A 20,197-nucleotide genomic window follows, 5' to 3' on the forward strand; every position below is an offset into this window, starting at 1 on the left:
ATAGCAATGCGTGTATTACTTCAATTAGCTGAATTTCGTTACTTATGTTAATCGGTATTCCTCCAACTTCCTGTCTTTATCTCAATCTAATAGTCTGCTAATTAGAAATCATTGAAAATTTTCAAAAGTGAAAAGATTTAAAAACGTAAACAAATCTATCGACATAATTACGATAACTTGCACTTTGACTAAAATAAGAGAGTTATATTCTGCATTAGCTATATCTTCAATTGTAGGTAAAGGGGTTAAGGATATTTTTCAAATTTAACAAGGGAATGGTCGGACGTCGAAGTATTGGGAGTCTAGCATTTACGTTTTTCAAACTTCAATAAAATTCAAGAACAATACTAAAGGCCTTTCTTCATTAAGTGAAGAGGAATTATATGCTTGCTCATTTAATAATATTTGCAATATGTTAACCCAGTTTTTCATATCAGATAGTGCTATGTTATATACATTATCTAAATCGTTGTCCTATTCTTCCTTAAACCATTCTTTTATATGATCTAAAATGAAATTGCTCACTATGAGAATATCGTGCAAAACTTCCTCCTTCTTAAAGTCTGGATCAAAGCCGTTATATTGAAGTCGTGCAAGAGAAAGGCTTTGTCAGTTATGTTCTCAACTTGCGCATAACCTAACTTGGCTAAATCCATGGAAATTCCTTTTAACGAACGAGTAGGTGCATTATATCCCCTCTTTATATCGCTATTTGGTAGTCTATCAAGATTTTTAGTTACTAATTCGGATAATAGAGCTTTAACTGCGCTGAAGAATTTCTACTTCTTCCTGCTATCCACATGTGTATTGCTACGTCTATATCATCTAAGGTTTCAATAATTCTTGCCTTAATGTAAGCCTTTCTATTAATCTTATGCGAAATTAATTTTTCTTCCACCATATTATTAGGTTATTTTTCGTACTCTTAAAAAGTAGAGGTTAGCGTGTTGATGTAAGGATTTTGTGAGAAATAAGTATCTTCACTGTATATATATGCAATGTTTATTAAGGGGTCTAATATGCTCATAAAATATCTCTTAAACTATTCGAATCAATTTCTGAGATGTAAATGCACGATTTTCAAACCCCTATGTTTTAAGACGTGATGTTTTCTTGCTTGGGCGTTCTTTATGACGATTTTAGAATAGCATTTTCACGAATATTGGATGCCATGGATGTTTAAAATATTAACTTATTAATAGGAATACAATTTTTACTGTAAGACGATATAAGTTTCAATTATGTATCATATTTCGTATTTTAGGCATATAATTTTGTATACAGATGAAAATGGATGTATAATCAAAATCCTTATATACTCGTATTTTATCTAATAATAGTAATGTCTACCAGTCCTGTACCTATTCCAATATCCGAAGGGGCCGTTGGGGCTATAGCAGGTATTGTAGGTGCAGCATTGTCTTACGGTGCAATTAGGGACACCGCAACTTGTACTGCAATGCAGATAAAGGAGAAGGGATTCTCTTACGAGTTTTACCCTGCGTTAGCTACTTCAACTAGGGTGACTAAGGATACTAAGAATATTTTCCAAGTTATTAGGCATGGAATAATCATCAGGACGCAGGAAGGGAACTACTATTACGTAGGCGGTAAATCGAAATATTGGGCTTCCGGTAGGGCTATCCAAGCTTATCAAGGAGGAGCGATTTTTTATAATGGTACTAAAGGGTTGATTACTAAAATGCGTGATAAGGAAAGTAACATTGTAGTTGTTAGAATGATGGCAAACAGGATAAGTAGTGCATGGTTGCAACCGAACCCTCCAGAAGGATGCAATACTCCCTTTGTAGGCTGGTTTTTGGACGCGTTAGAATCTGCAGCGGGGGGAGCAATAATGATGAACTATATTCCGTACTTTACCTCAAGATCGTTCTCCGACATTGAAGTTCCTGGAGAACTTATTACTGTATCTGGTGGGCATTATTCTGCTGATACTCTTGCAGGACTTCTTAGAACAGATTCTGGTCTTCCTCCTTTTCCTTACATGGTTATAGCTACTATAAGTAAGCAGGCTACTTTTAAGGTTCCCCCAGCAGTACAGCGCGGTTCTGCTTACGTTCTCTTCCCTGCAAGCGTTATGGATGGGCTATGTAAGTTTTTCTTGGTTGGTAGTTTCGAGAAATACTGCTCGAAACTTGTAAGCAATACTTCTTATAATGAGGCTTTAATTGGTGCTCCTGTTTTCATGTCTTTTTCTTGTACTAGCGGTTGTAAGTCTGTTGGTTTAATAGGCTTGGTTTTCGACGGTAACATGTTAAACGTCGGAGGTTATTCTTTTGGTGATCTTTTAATAGTCGAACCTCCTCCTTATCCTTATACTGATGCTGGAATGTTGGCCTACGCCGATGAACTGGGAGTTAAGGACGTGCTAGATCTGAGTATTAGAGGTGTTGAGAACGCTGAGAAGGCTATTAGTTCTATTGTTTCAGTATATGGAATAAGCGCAGTTATTGCAAGTGCTATTGTTTACTATATTATTTGGACTGATAATGTAGACGAGATGGTTAATAATGCTAAGCCTTATATTGAGAAGGCTAAGAATGTTGTCGAGCGCGTTAGGGAGGAGTTAATCAAGACGAGGAACTACAGGCTTTTAAGTTATGTTGACGAGTGTGTTGCTCAGCAGGATTTAGACCTTGATGAGAACGATATTTATCAAGGCGCTTTGGATTGCGTATTCTCTAATATAGAAAATGTAGGGTATTAATTTGTTTATCATCAAGGCGAGTAAGTAGGTCTTTAGCTTATAATTATAAAATCGAATTTTAACTTATGGAGGAGCTAATAAGAAAAGCCGAGGAGAAGGGGATTGATGTCGAGGATTTAATAATCTTAGCATTGTCAAAGGAAGATCCTCAAGAAGGAATAAAGTTGAGGATGGAGTTAGCAGAGAAATATATGGCCGAAGCATTAGAATACCTAAATAAGGGTGATGCAATCCAAGCCTCAGAAAAGGCTTATAAGGTTGCGGAAGAGGTTGTTAAAGCTCTCGCAGAGAAGTACAATTTGGCAGAATATCAGCAATTATTAAAAGAAGGGAGATGGTATACTTATTTATTGGGCAAAGCTTCTAATACCTTAGCGGGCAAAGTAGGCAATTGGGTATTGGACGGCTGGAGTAGTGCATACTTCCTCCACGTATGGGGCTTTCATGAAGCTAAGTTAACAACTGCAGATATAACTTCTTATATAGATAGAGTAAAGGAGATGTTAAACGAGGCCAAGAAAATTCTAACAAACTAAGGTCTCAGGCCTTTATATGAAGTAATAAATCCATTACGTAAAGCATATTGAATATATAATAGTATTTTTACCTTCGCTTCTCAAAGGTGCTGCAGTTTTACAAAAGTTTCTAGTTTAGCATTTGGGTTTTTACAATCAACGTCTCTAGAAGATAGTTGCTGGAGGATGGAAAGGTTTTAGGGAAGAACAAGCTTTATCCTTCACCATTTCTAGCATTCTAAAGAACTCATGGTGTAAGACTATAACAATGTATTCTGGCTGATATAAAGAGGAATTCTTTGAGAAAATTACGATACCAGGAATTACGAACTTTTACTCTTAAGCTTTGAAAACGGATGGTGCCAATGTAGTATTTTTTAACGTTCTTCACAACTAACATAAAGGCAATGCAAATTCTCAAAAATTCATAATCAGACCGATTAAGGTTATTTTCATAAACTTTATTACCAAAGAAAATAAAGCTGGCTTAATGGTATCTAAGTTAAAAATTAATTTAAGTCTTTCAGTCATAATGGGCTTTATATCAATATTTATATTAGTGACTCTTTTGTGTACTTTTTACTTAAACACTTCTATAATCCCTTGTAAGTCAGAAATTCCAATAGGTGTAGGTTTTGCTGTATTATTAATAATTACTGGATTTTTTATATACAAGTTTAGGAAGGGTTTCTTTTAGGAAAATTCACTCTTTCTTTTATGTAGAAAGGAAGAAAAATAACTATACTAAAATATTTCCTCTTATTAATATCTCTTTTCTCTTAATGTTAAGAAAAGAATTCAATTTGATTTTTTCAGAGTAGATTTAAAAATGTCATACGAGTTTTTATTATTTAGTGAGAAAATGAAAATAGTCCTGTCGGTTGATTCTGAGGAAAAGATACCAATGTCAATAACTGCAGCAACTCACTTATCTGAAATGCCTGAGACTGAAGAAGTTGAAGTTGTTTATTTGAACGGTGGAATTGCGGCAGTTACTCAGAGGAATAGGATTGCTCCTCTGTTGAAGAATGAGAAAGTTAAGGTAGTAGCTTGCGGAACGTCAATGGAGGCTAGGAATATAACTAAAGAGGAACTAGCGCCGGGAGTAATTTACGTGCCAGCGTCTTTAAAGGAGATAATAAAGAGGATACAAGAGGGATATATTTACCTAGTATTATAATACAAAGAGAGGAAAATACTAGTTTCTTTTATTGTTATTTTTTAAATTTATTTGCTTATTAATTCTAGGGATTTTCCTTTAGTTTCTGGTACTCAAACCAAAACTGTAATGGGCATTAGTATTGCAAAGAACCTCTTTACTTAAAGAGCACTGTAAATGAGGACTAGATATCATTAGAAAGTCTGACTTGTAACTAAAAAACACCTAATTTGAACACATTATTACATCACAATATATTATAACATATAATATACCTATATTATATTATTTTTCAATACTTGTTTATATTTGTTATATATTATGATAAAAAATAAAAGGAGAGAAATGAGTTTTTGCAGAGTAAGGGAGTTTTTACAATTTTAATGAATAAATCTGGAATTCTAAGATAGAGTCTATACTACTTATCGATTTTCCAAAAATCAATAATGAAAGACTCAATAAGGAGCTATTTTAATAACCTCTTTGAGAAGTTTATACATATGAAGAGCGGAAAAGACAGGGAATATTATTTCGTAACAATTGAAAGTGATGAAGAATTGGATAAGTTAAAGGAACTAACGCTTAAGAAAGTTAGGGCTAAAAACGGTAAGCTTTCTTATGCTTCCCAATCCTCCAAATGAAGACAGTATAATTTTTTGAGTCAAAACTATAAATTATCCTAATATCTCCGGTTACTTCTATAGAGAATAAAGGCCTTCCGTCCTTATCTGTTTGGTTCTTTAATTTCTCCCTGGCATACTTTTTGGGGTCTTCTCTGAGCAAATACAATTTATCAAAGATTAACATTACAACCTCTTCTTGAGGAAATTTCTTAGCTAAAAATTCCGATAATTCTTCAAGATTAGTTATCCTCTTCCTAAACATGAATTTCAATTCCCACTTCTCACAAACCACGATAAAAGATATAGAAAAATAAATTTAAAAAATCTTTTCTTTCATATATTATCTAACCATGAATAATAGTTGTAATAATGAAAGTGGATAGGTATGAATTTCCATAGCTGTAAACAGCGTTTTCTAACAGTATTGTCATCAAACCAACTTTATCGAATGGGCAAAAGCTAATCCTTCTCTGCTTACTGTCAATCTTGTAATATAAGTGAGAGTCTTTCTTGTATCCTCTTTATTATCTCCTTTAAGGGCACAGGGATATATTTACCTAGTATTATAATACAAAGAGAGGAAAAATAATAATAAAAACACATTACTAACTTTTTCTTCCTTCTTCTTTTTTATTCTCTTATAACGTTTTCCTTAATTTCTTGGCTTGCTAATTCTAGGGATTTTCCTTTAGTTTCTGGTACTCCGAACCAGGTTAGTGCTGCAGCAATTAGCATTAGTATTGCAAAGAACATCATTGCTACCTCTTTGCTAATTGATATGAAGAGCACGGGGAATAAGAATGACGCTATTGCTGCTCCAGTTCTTCCTGAGGCTACTGTTATAGCCTGTACTATGCTCCTTACTTTTGTCGGCGCTAATTCTACTCCTAGCATGCCTGTAGTGCTTATTATTCCGGGTCCTACGCTTCCCGTGAAATCGTGGAGTCCGTAAATTACTAGTAGTAATCCTGCGGGAAGAAATGCCTCCTTCGGCAGTAGCAAAGCGAAAGCTACTAAGAATATTCCTTCTCCCAATGAGCCTAAAGCTTGTAGTGGTTTTCTTCCTACTTTGTCAATTAATGAAATTCCAGTGAATTTACCAGGGAAGCCGAAAACTGCTGATACTATGAGGGAGAATATTGCTGGGTTGTAAATTCCTATTGACCTTGCTATTAAAGTTGGCCCGAATAACCCGTTAGGTCGTAAAGGAACCACAATATTGCTGCTACTGCAAATATTCTTCCCGAGGTTTTAAAGTATGAGAGTAGGGGATTTTTGTCCTTTAAATCTTCATTAACGTTTACTGTTTTTCCTGCTATTTGCTTTACTATAGTTTCAAAGTGTTTTACGTCTCCTTTTATTCTTAGTAGGTACCTAGTTGTTTCTGGTACTTTTCTTCTTAAGTAAATTACTGAGGCTGCCGGAATTGCTCCTGCTGCTAATATTATTCTTCAGAGCGTCGACGGTGTAACGAAAGGTGATATTCCTAAGTAAAGCAGTGATGCAGTTATTGCACCTAATGACCACATTAGGCCGAAACCTAATGCAATTAATTTTCCTCTGTCTTTTGCGTTAGAGTGCTCTGCCATTATTAATGGTGATAGCACGTAGTCTGCCCCTGTGCCAATACCTACTAGAAGTCTCACTATTGCTAATTCTGTGGGTGAAGTAACGAATGCTTGTAGTAGTGCACCTATCGTCATTAGGGCAACGTCTACTCCGTAAAAGGTTTTTCTTCCTTTGTTGGCTAATATTCCGAAGATTATTGCTCCAAGTGCTGCTCCTATGAATACTGTTCCGTCCAATACTCCTAGCCAGAAAGTGTATGATGGATTTGATTTTGTTATTCCGAATGTCGACATCACGTCTAGGATTACTAAGCTTATTGAAGATAATAGATAGCCATCTGTAAATACTCCCATACCCGTAGTTAGTAAGCTCTTTATGTGGAACATGTCGAATTTTTTGTCGTCCAAGGGTTTGAACGCATCTGTTAGTTTCATTTGTGAGATAATGAGGAAAACAGAATTTAAGTATAATCAATATAGATAAAGTAAAAAGCGTAAAATATATAGAATATATATCTGATAAAATATACTACACATTTATTATTAGATTTTCATAATAATTTTGATGCTTCTTTATATACTGGATCTAGGAACTCGTAATCTTTTATTATGCTCATTTTTTCTAGGTTTTGTATTATATTATCTAATACGCTTGTGGAGATTGTTGAACCTTCTTCTTTTTCCATGCAAGAGAGTAGTTTAGACCAAGAGTTTTCTCCTTTTGCAATACATTTTAATGCGTTCCTATATCTTTTCCCCGTTATGTAAGATACCTTTTTTTTGTTTTTCTTCGATTAGGTTTTCTAATTCTCCTTTTGCAACTTTCACTGCGGTTTTCTTTACTTCTTCGATTTTTCCCTTTGTTGCGTATTCGTTACCTGCAAATGTTAGCCAGCCTGGAATTCCGTCGAAATAATTTACTATTTCTTCAATAATTTTATCCTCAACCTTTATTGAAATCTCTTGGAATCCTCTCTGTAGGAATTCTCTGCTCCTTTCCTTGTTAAATCTGTCAAGAGTTATTTCTAGGTAATATCTTCCGTAAACCGGGGAGTTTTCGTTTTCCACATCTATTAATTCGTGCAATAAACCTACTTCCGAGCCAGTAAGTATGAAAGTTAAGTTTCTATCGTAGTCGTAAGCGTGAGCTATGGCATCTTTTATTTCTTTACTTAATGGTCCTCTTAGTCTCTGTGCTTCGTCTATTGCTATGATTAATCTTTTTTTATTTAGCTCGTCGAAGAGGCTTGATAATGATATATAGTTCTTTCCACCCCACTTTATTTCGACGTAATTTCCTGCTATACTTATCCCTTTGACTTTCTCTAGAATGTCCTTTAGATAGGATAATTTTGAGGATAGCGCTTCAGAGAATAATGAGTATAGTTCTTTTCTACCGTAGTTTTCTTTTAGTTTCCTGCAGTCGATGAGTATGTAATTTTCTTTAGCTTCGTTTAGTGAAACTAGGAGTACTGAGGTTTTACCTATCCTTCTAACCCCTGAGATGAGTAGTAGGGGGTCTTTTTATATTGTTTATTATTTCCTCAACTTCTTTTTCTCTGTCGAATAGGTCTTCTTTCCTGTCTTTTGGCCTTTCGTCAAATAACAACTTCTGCCCCAGAATTTAACTTCTGCCCCAGAAGTAATAAATTTAAGAGAATTTGCACTTAGTTGTGCTCTCTAGTGTTTTTAAATTTTGGGATAATATATGATTAATGTGAGTTTAACAAAGCAAATGCTAGAAGAGTTTGATAAGGATGAGAAGGAATTTGTTAAAAGGATAGCTGTTGGTATTGCTCAGAACGACGAGATTGTTCTAAATAGCGTAATTAAGGATGTAGCTACGAAGAATGATATAGATAATGTAAGGAAAGAAATGGATAACCTAAGGAAGGAGTTGAAGGCCTGATATTAGCTCGCTAGAAAATGAGCTAAAGGGTTATGTAGATGCTAAGATTGATGCTTTGAATAAACGTATTGACGATTTAAGGAATGATATGAGGATGTACTTCTTTGGATTCATGGGCGGAATAATTGCTACTTTAATTACAAATATATTGACAAAAATAGTATGATAAATAGTAGTTAAGCCGGGGAAGATGAACATAATTTTACAGAGAAGGGGGTTTTAATATTCTATTGTAGTAATTCTGTATATGAGCGACCTTTCTGAAGTTCTAGAGCTTATTGAGTGGGAAGAGGATATTAATAAATCGAGGAATAGGTACGATAGGGCATTAAAGGAGTTTAGTGCACTGTCAATAGAGGTAAGTAAGAGTAGTTTGACGATATTAGAGGTGGCTGGAGGTACCGGAATTGGTGGGATAGCCCTTTCTAAGAATCTTTTGTCTAAAGGTTTTAAAGTTAGGCTTATAATTACTGATTTAAGGCCTAAGGCTTTAGAGAAAGCTAAGGAGTTTTCTAGAGACGAATTAGGTTTTGAGGCAGAAACCTACGTTATTGATGCAAGGGAAATACATAAGCTTGGTATAAAGGCTGATGTAATTTTAATGTATGGTAATTCTCATGCAACCTTCTCAACTTTTGATATGGCTAAGTTTATGTTGTCTTCTAAGCTTTCCCTAAATTCTGGAGGAAGTCTAATAATTCAAGGGCATAACATGTTTTATAATTATATCATAACCTCAAGGTATAAGGAAATTCTTCCTGAAAGAGTTAGGAAGGATAAGGTTTTGTTATCTATTCATGAGGGTTACGACGAATATCGTGGCATGTTTAAGAGGCTTTATATAGATTTGGTCTCTGGAAGGAAGGCAGAAATTGAGTTGAAGTATTGGGATTTTGGTGAGCTTATTGGTTTGTGTAAGAACTTCTTTAGTAATGCTGATTTAAAGATCGTTGAAGGGCATAGGGGTTTCGTTATTTGTTCTAACCATATTGAGGATGTAACTTCTATTCTAACGTGAGTAAGGTCTCTTTAGTTAGATTTAATAGTTTCTTTACCTTTTGTTGAATGATATGAAGGTTGTTAAATATTACGTTGATGTTAAAGTTGAATTGAAAGAAGGTAAAAACGTTGATTCTGAGAAAGCTAAATTAGAAGGCATACTTAAGAGATTCTCAAAGAAAAAGAAAGGTGAGGATAAGGAGGAGCCTAAGTTAACAGTAACTGACCATACTATTGAACTTTCTGGAATAAGGTTTAGGGAACGCATTGGGTTTAGGAATTTCGTTGATGAGCTTGCTCAGAAGTATGAGGCTAAGTGCACTCCTTTGAATGAAGCTAACGGTAAGATAACTGTACAATGTGAGGGTGAGAAGGCTAAAATATCTTTTGAGGCTAACGTTGTGAGGTTTAAGAGGCCTAAGAAAGAGGAAGGAGAGAAAAAGGAGGAAGCTAAGACTTAAGGAAGTTCTCAGTAATTGAAAGTAGGTAAGGGTAGTTTAATTCTTCCTTGATAGTTTTTACTCTTATTTTTTCCTCATATTCTCTGACTTTTGGAATTTCCGCAACTCTTTTACCTTCTACCATTATAGAATTTTGAGTGAAGTATTTTACGCAATTTAAATAAACTCCTATATCTCCTTTTCCTTTATTTACGTTTCTTAAAAGTATAGTTGAAACTCCTTTAGATCTTGCTGAGTTAGCTAACATTACATCAGTGGTTATTAATACTAATTTGTCAGGTAATTCACTTTTTAGTCTTTTACTTTCTTCTAATAGGTTTATGTCACCAAATCTTCTATCTTCTGAAATTGGAGGCGTGTGCGATGATCTGTAACTTTCCATTCCCATATAAAAGCGGTAAAGTTTCTCGTCTTTTTGCGTGCTAGACGTCTTGTTCTGTAGTTCGTTATATGTAGCCCTTGAGGCTAATAATCTGTAACCTATTTTTGAGTATGTCAAAAACTTTAATCTAGGCCCTATGTTTATGTAGGTGTTTGTATCAGCTATGAAGAATGAGCCTTTTTGAGCTTCGTTCTTTATTTCATCCTCTTCTTTGTATCTTAAGAATCCTGCTCTTAATAGGCATAATTCTTCGTTCTCGTCTTTATGATCAGAGATTTCAAATTCTTGGATCTCTCTATAGTGGTTTTCTATTGTAACTTTTCCTAGAAGACTGTAAATATTTATTAACGCATCAGTTGCTGTAGTTGATAATTCGTTATCATTAGGCAGGCCTTTAATAGTTTGTGGAGGGTCGAAGTTAATTTTTTCTCCTGTCCTCATGTTTACTACTTCCATTTCGTTAAATGGGATGTAACCAAAAATGTGGTAACCTTTGCTTTCTTCTTTTATGTAAACGTAACGTACTTCTTTTGCTTTTGAATAAGCAATTATTGAATACGCCATATATTTTCTTCCTGGAGTTATGTCAGCTACGTCTATATCTACGTTCTTTAGTTTTTCTCTCCAACTTTTTAATCCTTTACCTAATTCAATTTCTTCAATTTCCGAGTTAATTCCAATAACCTTAACTATCTCTTTTAGTTCTGTATAGTCCCTCTTGGTCTTTTCCTCTGATAATATGATAATTTTATCAATTGGCCTTATTCCTGTAAATATTTCTGTGAGTATGGCGTTAGTTGTCGTAACTAGTTTATCTGAACCTAGAACTCCTAGTATCATATAATAGAGTAGTGTTGTTATTAAATAAGTATCGTTGAAAGACTTTTTATACTTGAAGAAGAGGAGAAGTATTTAATGTGCATAGGTTTACTACTTGATATAATCTTTTTCATTATAGATATAATCATACCTATTTGGAACTCATATAATTCTGGTAAAATATCAGCTTATAGAAGAGGGCTAGGAAAGCTTTTGTACACCTTGGGCGGTTTTTTGCCAATGAGTTATGTACTTAGCTTGATTATAGCTATAGTTTTGGGAATTTTAGGTTATATTTCCGTCTCTACCACAGTTTTCATATTATCGTTCTCTGGACTCGTTTTTGGTCTGGAGATTATTATATGGGGTGTTATTGCAACTTATCTAAGTGCGGTTTCAACGGTAAGAGGCAGGGATTGGAAAGCAGGGTTAATAACAGCGTATAACGCTTTTGCTACAATATTTGATGCCTGGGCTTATATTTCATCTTTCTTTTCTAATTTAAGAGATGCGAGAAAGGCAATAGACTCTAGTGACTTTTCAGTAATTGATGTTTTAATAATCTTTGTAGCAGCACTTGGGGTTGGCTTCATAATTACTTATGCGGCCTATAAGGAAGGATTGAAGTCTGCAAGGACTAGGTATTGGTATTAAGTTCTTCTTCTAGGAGATCTATTCCTATTTTATCTAAGCTTTTTATCCAATCAATGAATTTTCTCACGTTATTTCCTTCAATTACTGCGCCGTGTTGTGGAGCTATGATTCTAATATCTAGTCCTTGAATTTGTTTTAACCATAATTCTATCGCTTTTTTATTAGCCATGTATTTTTTGTGAAAGCCCTCCATGTACTTTTTGTGCTCGTCGAAGTTATCAACTATTATATACCATGAACCTTTTGGGAAAACTGCTGCTCCCAAATCTCCAGAGAAGTAAACTTTAGTTATTGGATCATAAAGGTGGAAGTTGCCAACTGAATGCAGGAAATGAGCAGGAATTATTCTTAAATCATCTCCGTTTAGGTTAATTTGCATTCCTTGAATGGGTATTCTTATTACGTTCATTTTTATATCTACTCCGACGTGTGGTAAGAATCTATCCCACAAGTCAGAGATTAGTATTTTTGCATTGGGGCAATAACTTAACCATAGAGAGATGCCAGAAACTATGTCTGGATCTTCGTGAGATAGGAAGATGTATTCAACGTCTTCTGGTTTAATGAACTTTTGCATTGCGTTATATACTCTCTCAAAAACTAATGGTCCTCCGGGATCCATTAATACGCCTTTATCTTTTACTGTAAGCAAATATTGGTTTGTTATTATTCCCTTATCCATTTCTGCTTCATCTATTGATAACCAAACGAATTTGTTTCCTTTTTCTTCTGCCAATACGATTGGTTCGATCAAATTAGATCACCATACTAGTTTTTAATAGATTTGCGTAAACAGAAACGTGAAATAATCCTTTAAGTTTTAATAATTCTTCTTCAGAATAAAACTCTTTGTCAGAGATTTTTATATACACTCCTTTGAGTTCTCCGCTAACGAATAGGAGTCGAAAAGTATTTTCTTCATTATATCCTGATATGTAAATTATATGGTATTGCGAGAATTTATGCAAGATATCTTCAATGAAAGGAATTATATCTATTTTACCAGTATCTAGTTTATCAGAATATATTAACTTGGAAGTTGAAATGAGTTTTGCTATAAAAGATAAGGAAGAGAGTTTAGAGGATATTGTTTCGTCTTTCTTATTTACTGTTTTTTGTTCAAGGTATTTTCTTTTTAGATTCTTCATCATTTCCTCCAGTATTTTACTCATTTGTCTTTCAAATTTCCCGGAATATGAAAGGGATAAAGAAATGATTTTTTTGCTCTTGTTAAATGTTATAAGTAAAGACGCAAAGGAATCTTCATTTTTGAATTTATGCTCTATATATCCTCCTCCTACAAAGCTTGTAATCTCGTATTCTAGTGTCTTATTTAAGAAAAAGGAAGTTCTTTACTCTAAGCTTTATTTTATTCTCTGAGAAACCGACTAAGTTAGGAAAACAATCTATTATATTCTTTTTATCGTAAAACCAAAGTTTACTAGACTCATCGTCGTTCGTTTCAATCTCCTCAGTTAATTTTACAACCATCGTATTTAGAGATCTTTTGTTTTCCTATTTAAGCTATTATGAAGTTTGGATATAAACTGTTTAATTTCCCTTTTTAAATAGTATATGATATTTAATGAGTTTTCTTAAATTATTTTTACAAAAATATTTTAATTTTAATATAGAGTTAAGTTGTATGTTAAATGGGAAGAAAGTTTAAGAGCTTTATAAAATATCTGTAAAAACATAGGGTTTTAGTATATATGGAGGTCTTGTTATATAGGCATATAATCTATCGGTAAAGGCTATTTTAGTAAAGGGAGAATCTCCTATTGTGCTGTTAATTTCAGTAATTATATCGTCTCCTAAAATTGTTAAAGCTTTCTTTTCATCTTCGCTTTCAATATCTTTTTCTATGTTCTTTAAAAGGATTCTTTGTATTTTTTCGTCACTTTCCAACTCGTTGACTACACTTAGTAGCCATTCTAATGGATATCTTGAAAATTTACCTACTCTAAATGCTTCATACCAAGATCTTATTAATTCATTAACGTCTCTAGGGGTTAGGTTGTTATCGATTTTCTTCCCTATGTAAATTTCAGCAATTCCCTTATATGTTAACTTGTCAGAAGTTATTGTACCTACTTTTGTACCTAACCAAAATATGTAAAAATTATCTCCTAAGTACGTAAATGCATAAATCATTGCAAGGTAATTAAGGAATTAGGTTAATAAATTAGTATTTTTCCTTTTGCTAAGGTTACTGTTACCATAGAATTTTTAATAATCATTATGTAATCGTATATATGGTTAGGGAGCTTTCTTTCTTAGTATTGTTTATGTTAATATCTGTCTCATCCTCAATTGTTAGTATTGAAGTTGGGAATGTCCCATCTTTTATCTTATGCAATTCTGGTTATATATATGTTACAAATTATAATTCCAGTACTGTAAGCATTATAGATCCTAGTAATAATGCAGTTATTTCTACTATTTCTGTTGGTTCGCAACCAATAAGTATGATTAGTGCAGGCAACAAGATTTATGTAGCTTTAGCAGGCTGTGATAAGATCGTAGTATTAGAAAATAACAAGATAATAAGGTCTATTAATTTGACGTCTTCTCCTTATTATATGGCTTATGATCCTAAAAATCAAGAGCTTTTCGTTACAGAGCCAGAAATTAATTCTCTGGCAATAATAAAGAACTGTAGTTTAATAAAAACTATAAATCTTGGTTATCAACCTGATGCTATAGCCTTTGATCCTAAGAATTGCCTTCTTTACATAGGAGGAGGATATGACGGTGTAGTCTATGTATATAATATAGAAGGAAAGCTAAATACAACCTATTATATAGGTGGCCAAGTAGTTTACGTTAATTACTGCGACGGGAACATTTTTGTAACGAGTTGGAAGAATAATGAGCTTACTATAATAAACTCCTCTGGTGTTTTTCATTTCAATGCCGGCTTGGGTCCTTATGATGCAATTTATGATCCTTCAGACGGCTATATTTACGTATCAGACGTGGCTACGGGATCTATTCTAGTACTTTCACTTAGTGGCAGTATTATTCATAATATATCAGTTGGCGGGAGACCTTCAATTTTAATGTATAAAAATGGTAACATATACGCTGTTAATTCGCTTTCAAATGATGTTATTATAATTCCTCAAGTACCTCCTCCTCCACCTCCTTATTGCCTTTATTATTTAATAGCAGGAGGTATAGCGGTTTTGGTTTTAATAGGATATTTTGTGATTAAAAAGGAGATTGGATAACTGTCACTATTTTTTATTTATAACTAGTATAATTGATGATACTATTAGTACAGAGCCTAAAACTTCAAAAAGAGTAGGTATTTGGTTAAAGGTAAATATTGCTATTATTGATGCAACTACAGGCTCTAATAAGCCTATAGTTTCTATATATTGTGGTTTAACTTTATTTGATGCATAAATAACGCTTGTATGTCCTATTAATGTTGGTATAAAGATTAAGCCGAGTAGGGATAAGACTGACGTTGAATCTATCTTCCCTATTCCTTGGTATATCATAAATGGTAAAGAGAAAATTGAGGAAGATATGTAAATGCTTGAGGTTAGCACAAGGGGGTTTTCTTCGTTTCTGCTTAATAATGTTGTATAAAGTGAGATTAAGAAGGCAGATATTAATGACATTATATTACCATATATATAACCTATCTGCAGGGGATAATTCATTATTATTATTCCTGAAAAGCCTATAGTAGTTATGACAGCGTCGATTCTTTCTGCCTTAAATTTGCTTAAAGGCGATAGGAGTATGGCAAAAAACGGTGAAGTTGAAACTAATACTGTTGCATCAATGATTGTTGTATTATAAACTCCTAATATGAAGGTTATCATGTGAAGGGATAATAATAACCCGAATGGAGAATATTTTATTATCTTTCTAAGGTCAATTTTTCCTAAGGATAAAATTAATCCTGCTACAAGAAATCTGAAAAAAGCAATAGCCCCAGGAGTTAAGTCTGAAAATTTTATAAATATTGCTGCTGTTCCAAAGGATATTCCTCCTATTATCAATATTACGTAACTTTTATTCACGATTGCTTATTTCTTAGGTTTCTTAATTTAATTTATGGATGCTAAGGATAAGGTAATGTCGTCCGAGATAAAGAGTAAAATAGTCCTAACATTAAAGAAAGAAAGAGGAAAGTTATCTTTTAAGGATATTAAGGATCTTATAGGCGAGTCTACAGATACTTTAAAATTACAGTTGGCAGACTTAGTAGCCGATGGAGTAATTAAAAAATGTAAGGGTAAATATGCGTTAACTGAGCTTGGAGAAGAAATAGGTGAATTATTGTTGAAAAGGAACTATTAGGCGGTCTTTCCTTAAACCGAGTAAATTTTCAGCTAGCCTATTTAGGGTAGGTTCTGCTAGTTCGTCGTATTCTTCATAAAATAATTTTCCATTAAAAGGAACTAGGACCGATCTAAACTTATAAACCTTTTTTATTATTTCATTTTGCTCGCAAGGAAACGGCGAAACCTTATTAACTATGATAAAATCGTCATCTTTTTTAACATAATTTAAGCTTAATTCTAAACTTTGAGGATCTGTAACGAACAATTTCCATTCTATATTGCCATTTTTTATTGAGAGACTAACATTATCTAGTATTATAATTTCTGGATTATCGCACTTAACTATTTCTTCTACAGAATGAAGCGATACTCTTTTCCTTTCCTTCTTTCTAAAATAGTAAAAAAGGTATTTAGATATCGTAGTTTTTCCTGAACCGCCTTTAACTCCATGAATTTTTATAATCATAACACTCAACCGGGTATCCTGAGGATCTAATTTTTAATTTTAATAAAACATTATAAACATCCCTCCTATTTAAAGGAAGGAAAACTGAGCCTAAAGGTCTACAAAATAGGAGTTTCTTATCAACAATTGCCTTGCCTTTTTCGAAAGTTGCCTTAAAAACTGCTAAGTCGGTTAACCATTTATTTGGTCTAACAAGGTATTCTTCGTCACCATTTAGCTTACCAACTATTTTACCTTCAATATAATCTCCATTTGACTTATCAAATATAACTACAGCTTTTTTATTAACCAGATATCCCAAAATTCCGGTTCTTTCATCACTTACTGGAAAATCCTTTCCTAGGACGTAATCGCCCGGCAAAAAATCTACTCCCGATACTTTCCAAGTTAATCCTTTTCCTTTGGATCTCGTAATAGGGAACTCAAGTTTTTTACGTCTAACTAATTTAGGTTCATATGATGGCGGAAAATTATTAACAGATATTTCTACTTGGCGCTCCCTTAAGAATCCTGCAATTTCTAGTGCTTCAAATATAGAATCATCGTCAGCAATCAAATTTATCTTCTTTAATCCATGAAAATACTTTATAATTGATAATGAGTCACTATCTATGAGCACACTATCTCCATCTTTTAATTTGTATCCCTCTAATAGCTTTTTAGTATCAATAAGCTCCACATTTAATCTTTTTGATTACGCTTAAATAAGCCTTTTTCCGTTTTTGTTAGAAATTTAGTATAAATAAAGAGCAAAAATGAAGCTATTTTCTATAATTTGGACCTATAATTTGTCCATGATATACTTCTTCATTAGGAGAAATCAGTGCACCGAGCTTTCTTTCTCTTCCTCTAACTGGATTTGCCGGATAACTTACTGTTACTACTGATGCTCCTATTTTTGCTTCTCTTCCTACTATTGTGTAAGTTAAGTAACTTTTAGATCCAATTTCGGCTCTCGGTTCTACTAATGAATGTGCAACCTCGCAATATGCTCCTATTTTTGCCTCACTTTCAATAGACGAATAATCTCTTATTAGAGAATAATTTCCTATGTAAGCATTTTTTCCTATGTATGCAGGACCTTTAATCACCGAGTAATCGTCAATAATGGCGTTGTCTTCTATTATTACTTTTTTTCCTATTACTGCGGTCTTTGAAATTTCAGCTTTATCTGAAATAATTGAATTATTTAAATCGGAAAGAAGGACCTCTATTGCGTTAATAAGATCTTCTGGATAACCGATATCTATCCATTTGCCAGACCATATGAAGTATCTTGAGAAAGGAGAGATCTTTTTGAAATATTCTAAAATATCGGTGAAATCTCCCTTAGGTATTATGTAAGCTCCTGCAAGTGCTAGTGTTGAGCCTTCATTAACTATTTCAATTCTATTATCAACTATTTTAGCTAAGCCGTAAGTTTGCATACCTTCAGACACTGGGACTAAAGAGAAGACAGCCTTTGAGTTTCCAGTTATGTAGGAATTCATTAGATTCATGTAAAATTCGGGTTCAGCAATAATATCTCCGAAAGTTAATAAGAATTCATCATCTGGAATTTTATCCATGCCATCAAGTACTGCTCCAGTTATTCCAGGCCTTTTTTGCCTAACCGTTTCGAAGGGAATATCAACATTTATTGCATCCTGAATTTGTTTTTCATGTTCGTTTGTAACTATAACTACTTCCTCTATTCCTGCTTTTTTTAAACCGTATAAGACATGAGAAATTACAGCTTTGCCTAAGATTGTTATAGCCTCCTTTTGTTCTTTTTCAGTATAAGGTCTTAATCCCTCTCCTTTTCCTGCAGCTAGTACCAACGCTTTCATCCTACAGTCACCGTCTTAGCTAAGTTTCTAGGTTTATCTGGATCATTTCCTCTCTTAACTGCAGAATAATAAGCTATTAATTGTATTATTGGAGTGACTGCAAATGGTGATAATCTTTCATCTTCTACCGTAAGCAATATTTCCTTGTCAGTGTTTAACTTCTCATTAACGCTAATGGCATAAGTCTTAGCTTTTCTTGCTTTCATTTCCTGAACGTTATTTTGTAGTTCCCCTACGAGCTCACCTAGATTTATGAAAACTACTGGAAAATCTTTTTCAACTAGAGCTATAGGCCCGTGCTTACTTTCTCCTGCAGCGTAAGCCTCTGCATGTAAATAAGTTATTTCCTTTATTTTTAATGCGCCTTCCATGGCGAAAGGTAAGGATAATCCTCTCCCTAGGTAATATGCATTGGACTTTGCAGAAAGTTCCTCTCCTATTAATTTAGCTTCTCCTTCAAAATCTAAGCTTCTTCTTATGACGTCTTTTGCCTTATTTAAGTAAGTGTAATCATCTCCTTTTATTAAGGAATAAAGAAATTGAAGCGCAGCTATTTGTGAAGTAAAAGTTTTTGTTGCTGCGACTCCAATTTCCGGTCCTGCCCTAGTGTAAAGTTTTACGTCGCTTTGTCTAGCTATTGCACTGTCTATTACGTTAGTTAATGAAATTATTTTAGATCCGTTAGCCTTGAATTCTTTTAATGCAATCATCACGTCGTAGGTCTCTCCGCTTTGGCTTATTGCTAATATTGAATCTTCTTGATTTGTTTTTATATTGTAATATTCTGAGGCTATTACTGGAATCACGTTAAATCCTTCCCTTTGCAGAAGTAAAGAGAAATACAATCCTGCATGATAGCTAGTTCCTGCTGCAATTACTATTATTCTTTTAGACTCCTCTAAGATTTTTATTGCGTTCTTAACGTCTTCAATGTCAGAAATTAATCCTGAGATAGTGTCATCGACTGCTCTTGGGCTTTCGTGAATTTCCTTAAGCATGTAATGAGCATAACCTTCTTTTGATGCAGCCGAAGCGTCCCAGGTTATTATTTTTATTCTATCCAGAACATTAACTTTCTTACCTTCATTCTCTATGTATATTTCATCTGGAGTTATGTAACCTACGTCTCCATCTATTAAGATAAGAACTTTATTAGTATAAGGTAAAAAGCTTGGTATATCACTTGATATGAAATTCATTTTATCTCCTAAACCAATAATCAAAGGATTATCCTTTTTAGCGAAATAAATTTTATTTTCTCCTTTGATAATTGCTAAAACTGCGTAACTGCCCTGAATAGAATTTATAGCAGATTTGAAAGCTGAAAAAGAGTCCATCCCCCTCTTTTTAAATTCTTCAACTAAATGTGGAATAACTTCTGTATCAGTTTCGCTTTTGAATTTATGACCTAATGATTCTAAGTCTTCCCTAAGTTCTCTAAAATTTTTTATTGTACCGTTATGAACTACTGCTATTGAGTTAGTACAGTCAGTATGAGGATGTGCATTAATGTCGTTAGGCTCTCCATGCGTAGCCCATCTAGTGTGACCTAGAAATACTCTACCCGTCATTGATAGAATATTTAATCTTTTTACTACTTCATCAATTCTTCCTTTAGCTTTCCTTACTTCCAATTCATTACCTTCCATTGATGCTACTCCTACGCTATCGTAGCCCCTATATTCTAATCTCTCTAGGCATTGAACAGTTATTGTAGCAAGCTTCTTCTCGTCATTTTTTGAGATTACTCCAATTATTCCGCACACTAGTAAAGTCTTAAT

24 protein-coding genes and 2 pseudogenes are annotated in these 20,197 nt (G+C 33.7%); 10 read left to right on the forward strand and 16 right to left on the reverse strand.

The genetic code is table 11. The features are described 5' to 3' along the window. Positions 1-524: 524 nt before the first annotated feature. Both D1866_RS13200 and D1866_RS13205 read right to left on the reverse strand, forming a co-directional pair. A pseudogene (locus D1866_RS13200) lies at positions 525-719 on the reverse strand (hypothetical protein); the annotation flags it as partial. Positions 720-739: 20 nt separating this feature from the next. Next, the gene (locus D1866_RS13205; RefSeq protein WP_231136354.1) at positions 740-901 is read right to left on the reverse strand and encodes a hypothetical protein; all 162 of its coding nucleotides are present in this window, start codon (positions 899-901) and stop codon (positions 740-742) included. 441 nt (positions 902-1,342) lie between these two features. Here D1866_RS13205 and D1866_RS02160 point away from each other — a divergent pair, with 441 nt between their 5' ends. From D1866_RS02160 to D1866_RS02175, 4 genes are all read left to right on the forward strand, one after another. Then, positions 1,343-2,728, forward strand: a complete 1,386-nt coding sequence (locus D1866_RS02160; RefSeq protein WP_152941122.1) for a hypothetical protein — start codon at positions 1,343-1,345, stop codon at positions 2,726-2,728. A gap of 65 nt (positions 2,729-2,793) precedes the next feature. Continuing rightward, complete coding sequence (locus D1866_RS02165; protein WP_152941124.1) at positions 2,794-3,264, forward strand: PaREP1 family protein; 471 nt, start codon at positions 2,794-2,796, stop codon at positions 3,262-3,264. A gap of 469 nt (positions 3,265-3,733) precedes the next feature. Further along, on the forward strand, positions 3,734-3,940 hold the full coding sequence (locus tag D1866_RS02170; protein WP_048054671.1) for a hypothetical protein: 207 nt from the start codon (positions 3,734-3,736) through the stop codon (positions 3,938-3,940). Positions 3,941-4,105: 165 nt separating this feature from the next. After that, positions 4,106-4,423: a DsrE family protein gene (locus tag D1866_RS02175; protein WP_152941126.1), complete on the forward strand. Its 318-nt coding sequence runs from the start codon at positions 4,106-4,108 to the stop codon at positions 4,421-4,423. A gap of 576 nt (positions 4,424-4,999) precedes the next feature. Here D1866_RS02175 and D1866_RS02180 read toward each other — a convergent pair. The 4 genes and pseudogenes from D1866_RS02180 to D1866_RS02190 all read right to left on the reverse strand — a co-directional run bounded on the left by D1866_RS02180 (position 5,000) and on the right by D1866_RS02190 (position 8,099). Beyond that, on the reverse strand, positions 5,000-5,317 hold the full coding sequence (locus tag D1866_RS02180) for a type II toxin-antitoxin system RelE family toxin (protein ID WP_155861016.1): 318 nt from the start codon (positions 5,315-5,317) through the stop codon (positions 5,000-5,002). A 338-nt stretch (positions 5,318-5,655) separates the two neighbouring features. After that, positions 5,656-7,028 (reverse strand): annotated as a pseudogene (locus D1866_RS02185) (MFS transporter). A gap of 116 nt (positions 7,029-7,144) precedes the next feature. Then, complete coding sequence (locus tag D1866_RS13735) at positions 7,145-7,357, reverse strand: hypothetical protein (protein ID WP_338025411.1); 213 nt, start codon at positions 7,355-7,357, stop codon at positions 7,145-7,147. Beyond that, on the reverse strand, positions 7,338-8,099 hold the full coding sequence (locus D1866_RS02190) for an AAA family ATPase (RefSeq protein WP_338025412.1): 762 nt from the start codon (positions 8,097-8,099) through the stop codon (positions 7,338-7,340). Before D1866_RS02190 ends, D1866_RS13735 begins: the two co-directional genes overlap by 20 nt. Before the next feature lie 211 nt (positions 8,100-8,310). Here D1866_RS02190 and D1866_RS02195 point away from each other — a divergent pair, with 211 nt between their 5' ends. The 3 genes from D1866_RS02195 to D1866_RS02205 all read left to right on the forward strand — a co-directional run bounded on the left by D1866_RS02195 (position 8,311) and on the right by D1866_RS02205 (position 9,962). Then, positions 8,311-8,502 (forward strand): hypothetical protein, encoded by a 192-nt coding sequence (locus tag D1866_RS02195; protein WP_152941128.1) that lies wholly within the window; start codon positions 8,311-8,313, stop codon positions 8,500-8,502. A gap of 247 nt (positions 8,503-8,749) precedes the next feature. Beyond that, complete coding sequence (locus D1866_RS02200; RefSeq protein ID WP_231136355.1) at positions 8,750-9,520, forward strand: TRM11 family methyltransferase; 771 nt, start codon at positions 8,750-8,752, stop codon at positions 9,518-9,520. A gap of 52 nt (positions 9,521-9,572) precedes the next feature. Continuing rightward, a complete protein-coding gene (locus D1866_RS02205) occupies positions 9,573-9,962 on the forward strand; it encodes a hypothetical protein (protein WP_152941130.1) in 390 nt (129 codons plus the stop codon). On the opposite strand, the gene D1866_RS02210 is transcribed toward D1866_RS02205, so the two are convergent. After that, entirely contained in the window at positions 9,952-11,184 is a 1,233-nt protein-coding gene (locus tag D1866_RS02210) for a PIN domain-containing protein (RefSeq protein WP_152941132.1), read from the reverse strand. The two genes, D1866_RS02205 and D1866_RS02210, sit on opposite strands and share 11 nt — an antisense overlap. 75 nt (positions 11,185-11,259) lie before the next feature. Between D1866_RS02210 and D1866_RS02215 the strand changes: the two genes are divergently transcribed. Continuing rightward, positions 11,260-11,817 (forward strand): hypothetical protein, encoded by a 558-nt coding sequence (locus D1866_RS02215; RefSeq protein ID WP_152941134.1) that lies wholly within the window; start codon positions 11,260-11,262, stop codon positions 11,815-11,817. On the opposite strand, the gene D1866_RS02220 is transcribed toward D1866_RS02215, so the two are convergent. The 4 genes from D1866_RS02220 to D1866_RS02235 all read right to left on the reverse strand — a co-directional run bounded on the left by D1866_RS02220 (position 11,801) and on the right by D1866_RS02235 (position 13,971). Beyond that, the gene (locus D1866_RS02220) at positions 11,801-12,571 is read right to left on the reverse strand and encodes an oxygen-binding di-iron domain-containing protein (protein ID WP_152941136.1); all 771 of its coding nucleotides are present in this window, start codon (positions 12,569-12,571) and stop codon (positions 11,801-11,803) included. The two genes, D1866_RS02215 and D1866_RS02220, sit on opposite strands and share 17 nt — an antisense overlap. A 1-nt stretch (position 12,572) precedes the next feature. Further along, positions 12,573-12,989, reverse strand: coding sequence for a hypothetical protein (locus tag D1866_RS02225; RefSeq protein WP_152941138.1), 417 nt, complete (start codon positions 12,987-12,989; stop codon positions 12,573-12,575). Between the two features lie 157 nt (positions 12,990-13,146). Then, positions 13,147-13,308, reverse strand: coding sequence for a hypothetical protein (locus D1866_RS02230; protein ID WP_152941140.1), 162 nt, complete (start codon positions 13,306-13,308; stop codon positions 13,147-13,149). A 183-nt stretch (positions 13,309-13,491) separates the two neighbouring features. Next, positions 13,492-13,971, reverse strand: coding sequence for a hypothetical protein (locus D1866_RS02235; protein WP_152941142.1), 480 nt, complete (start codon positions 13,969-13,971; stop codon positions 13,492-13,494). A 101-nt stretch (positions 13,972-14,072) separates the two neighbouring features. Between D1866_RS02235 and D1866_RS02240 the strand changes: the two genes are divergently transcribed. After that, a complete protein-coding gene (locus D1866_RS02240) occupies positions 14,073-15,050 on the forward strand; it encodes a YncE family protein (protein WP_152941144.1) in 978 nt (325 codons plus the stop codon). A 6-nt stretch (positions 15,051-15,056) separates the two neighbouring features. On the opposite strand, the gene D1866_RS02245 is transcribed toward D1866_RS02240, so the two are convergent. After that, a complete protein-coding gene (locus tag D1866_RS02245) occupies positions 15,057-15,857 on the reverse strand; it encodes a DMT family transporter (protein ID WP_155861017.1) in 801 nt (266 codons plus the stop codon). 34 nt (positions 15,858-15,891) lie between these two features. Between D1866_RS02245 and D1866_RS02250 the strand changes: the two genes are divergently transcribed. After that, complete coding sequence (locus tag D1866_RS02250) at positions 15,892-16,137, forward strand: helix-turn-helix domain-containing protein (RefSeq protein WP_152941146.1); 246 nt, start codon at positions 15,892-15,894, stop codon at positions 16,135-16,137. On the opposite strand, the gene D1866_RS02255 is transcribed toward D1866_RS02250, so the two are convergent. The 4 genes from D1866_RS02255 to glmS all read right to left on the reverse strand — a co-directional run bounded on the left by D1866_RS02255 (position 16,114) and on the right by glmS (position 20,182). Further along, on the reverse strand, positions 16,114-16,587 hold the full coding sequence (locus D1866_RS02255) for a hypothetical protein (protein ID WP_152941148.1): 474 nt from the start codon (positions 16,585-16,587) through the stop codon (positions 16,114-16,116). The genes D1866_RS02250 and D1866_RS02255 overlap by 24 nt on opposite strands. Then, complete coding sequence (locus D1866_RS02260) at positions 16,562-17,266, reverse strand: hypothetical protein (protein WP_152941150.1); 705 nt, start codon at positions 17,264-17,266, stop codon at positions 16,562-16,564. The genes D1866_RS02255 and D1866_RS02260 overlap by 26 nt, the downstream gene beginning before the upstream one ends. Before the next feature lie 82 nt (positions 17,267-17,348). After that, the gene (locus D1866_RS02265) at positions 17,349-18,416 is read right to left on the reverse strand and encodes a nucleotidyltransferase family protein (protein WP_152941152.1); all 1,068 of its coding nucleotides are present in this window, start codon (positions 18,414-18,416) and stop codon (positions 17,349-17,351) included. Beyond that, the gene (glmS, locus tag D1866_RS02270) at positions 18,413-20,182 is read right to left on the reverse strand and encodes a glutamine--fructose-6-phosphate transaminase (isomerizing) (RefSeq protein ID WP_155861018.1); all 1,770 of its coding nucleotides are present in this window, start codon (positions 20,180-20,182) and stop codon (positions 18,413-18,415) included. The genes D1866_RS02265 and glmS overlap by 4 nt, the downstream gene beginning before the upstream one ends. Between the last annotated feature and the right edge of the window lie 15 nt (positions 20,183-20,197).

The organism is Acidianus ambivalens (assembly GCF_009729015.1).
Lineage (GTDB): Archaea > Thermoproteota > Thermoprotei_A > Sulfolobales > Sulfolobaceae > Acidianus > Acidianus ambivalens.

What these genes read in the sequence shown, in the direction of transcription:
- D1866_RS13205 (WP_231136354.1), bottom strand. Translation starts at nt 901, where the DNA reads ATGGTGGAAGAAAAATTAATTTCGCATAAGATTAATAGAAAGGCTTAC.
- D1866_RS02160 (WP_152941122.1), top strand. Translation starts at nt 1,343, where the DNA reads ATGTCTACCAGTCCTGTACCTATTCCAATATCCGAAGGGGCCGTTGGG.
- D1866_RS02165 (WP_152941124.1), top strand. Translation starts at nt 2,794, where the DNA reads ATGGAGGAGCTAATAAGAAAAGCCGAGGAGAAGGGGATTGATGTCGAG.
- D1866_RS02170 (WP_048054671.1), top strand. Translation starts at nt 3,734, where the DNA reads ATGGTATCTAAGTTAAAAATTAATTTAAGTCTTTCAGTCATAATGGGC.
- D1866_RS02175 (WP_152941126.1), top strand. Translation starts at nt 4,106, where the DNA reads ATGAAAATAGTCCTGTCGGTTGATTCTGAGGAAAAGATACCAATGTCA.
- D1866_RS02200 (WP_231136355.1), top strand. Translation starts at nt 8,750, where the DNA reads ATGAGCGACCTTTCTGAAGTTCTAGAGCTTATTGAGTGGGAAGAGGAT.
- D1866_RS02205 (WP_152941130.1), top strand. Translation starts at nt 9,573, where the DNA reads ATGAAGGTTGTTAAATATTACGTTGATGTTAAAGTTGAATTGAAAGAA.
- D1866_RS02210 (WP_152941132.1), bottom strand. Translation starts at nt 11,184, where the DNA reads ATGATACTAGGAGTTCTAGGTTCAGATAAACTAGTTACGACAACTAAC.
- D1866_RS02215 (WP_152941134.1), top strand. Translation starts at nt 11,260, where the DNA reads ATGTGCATAGGTTTACTACTTGATATAATCTTTTTCATTATAGATATA.
- D1866_RS02225 (WP_152941138.1), bottom strand. Translation starts at nt 12,989, where the DNA reads ATGAGTAAAATACTGGAGGAAATGATGAAGAATCTAAAAAGAAAATAC.
- D1866_RS02230 (WP_152941140.1), bottom strand. Translation starts at nt 13,308, where the DNA reads ATGGTTGTAAAATTAACTGAGGAGATTGAAACGAACGACGATGAGTCT.
- D1866_RS02235 (WP_152941142.1), bottom strand. Translation starts at nt 13,971, where the DNA reads ATGATTTATGCATTTACGTACTTAGGAGATAATTTTTACATATTTTGG.
- D1866_RS02240 (WP_152941144.1), top strand. Translation starts at nt 14,073, where the DNA reads ATGGTTAGGGAGCTTTCTTTCTTAGTATTGTTTATGTTAATATCTGTC.
- D1866_RS02250 (WP_152941146.1), top strand. Translation starts at nt 15,892, where the DNA reads ATGGATGCTAAGGATAAGGTAATGTCGTCCGAGATAAAGAGTAAAATA.
- D1866_RS02255 (WP_152941148.1), bottom strand. Translation starts at nt 16,587, where the DNA reads ATGATTATAAAAATTCATGGAGTTAAAGGCGGTTCAGGAAAAACTACG.
- D1866_RS02265 (WP_152941152.1), bottom strand. Translation starts at nt 18,416, where the DNA reads ATGAAAGCGTTGGTACTAGCTGCAGGAAAAGGAGAGGGATTAAGACCT.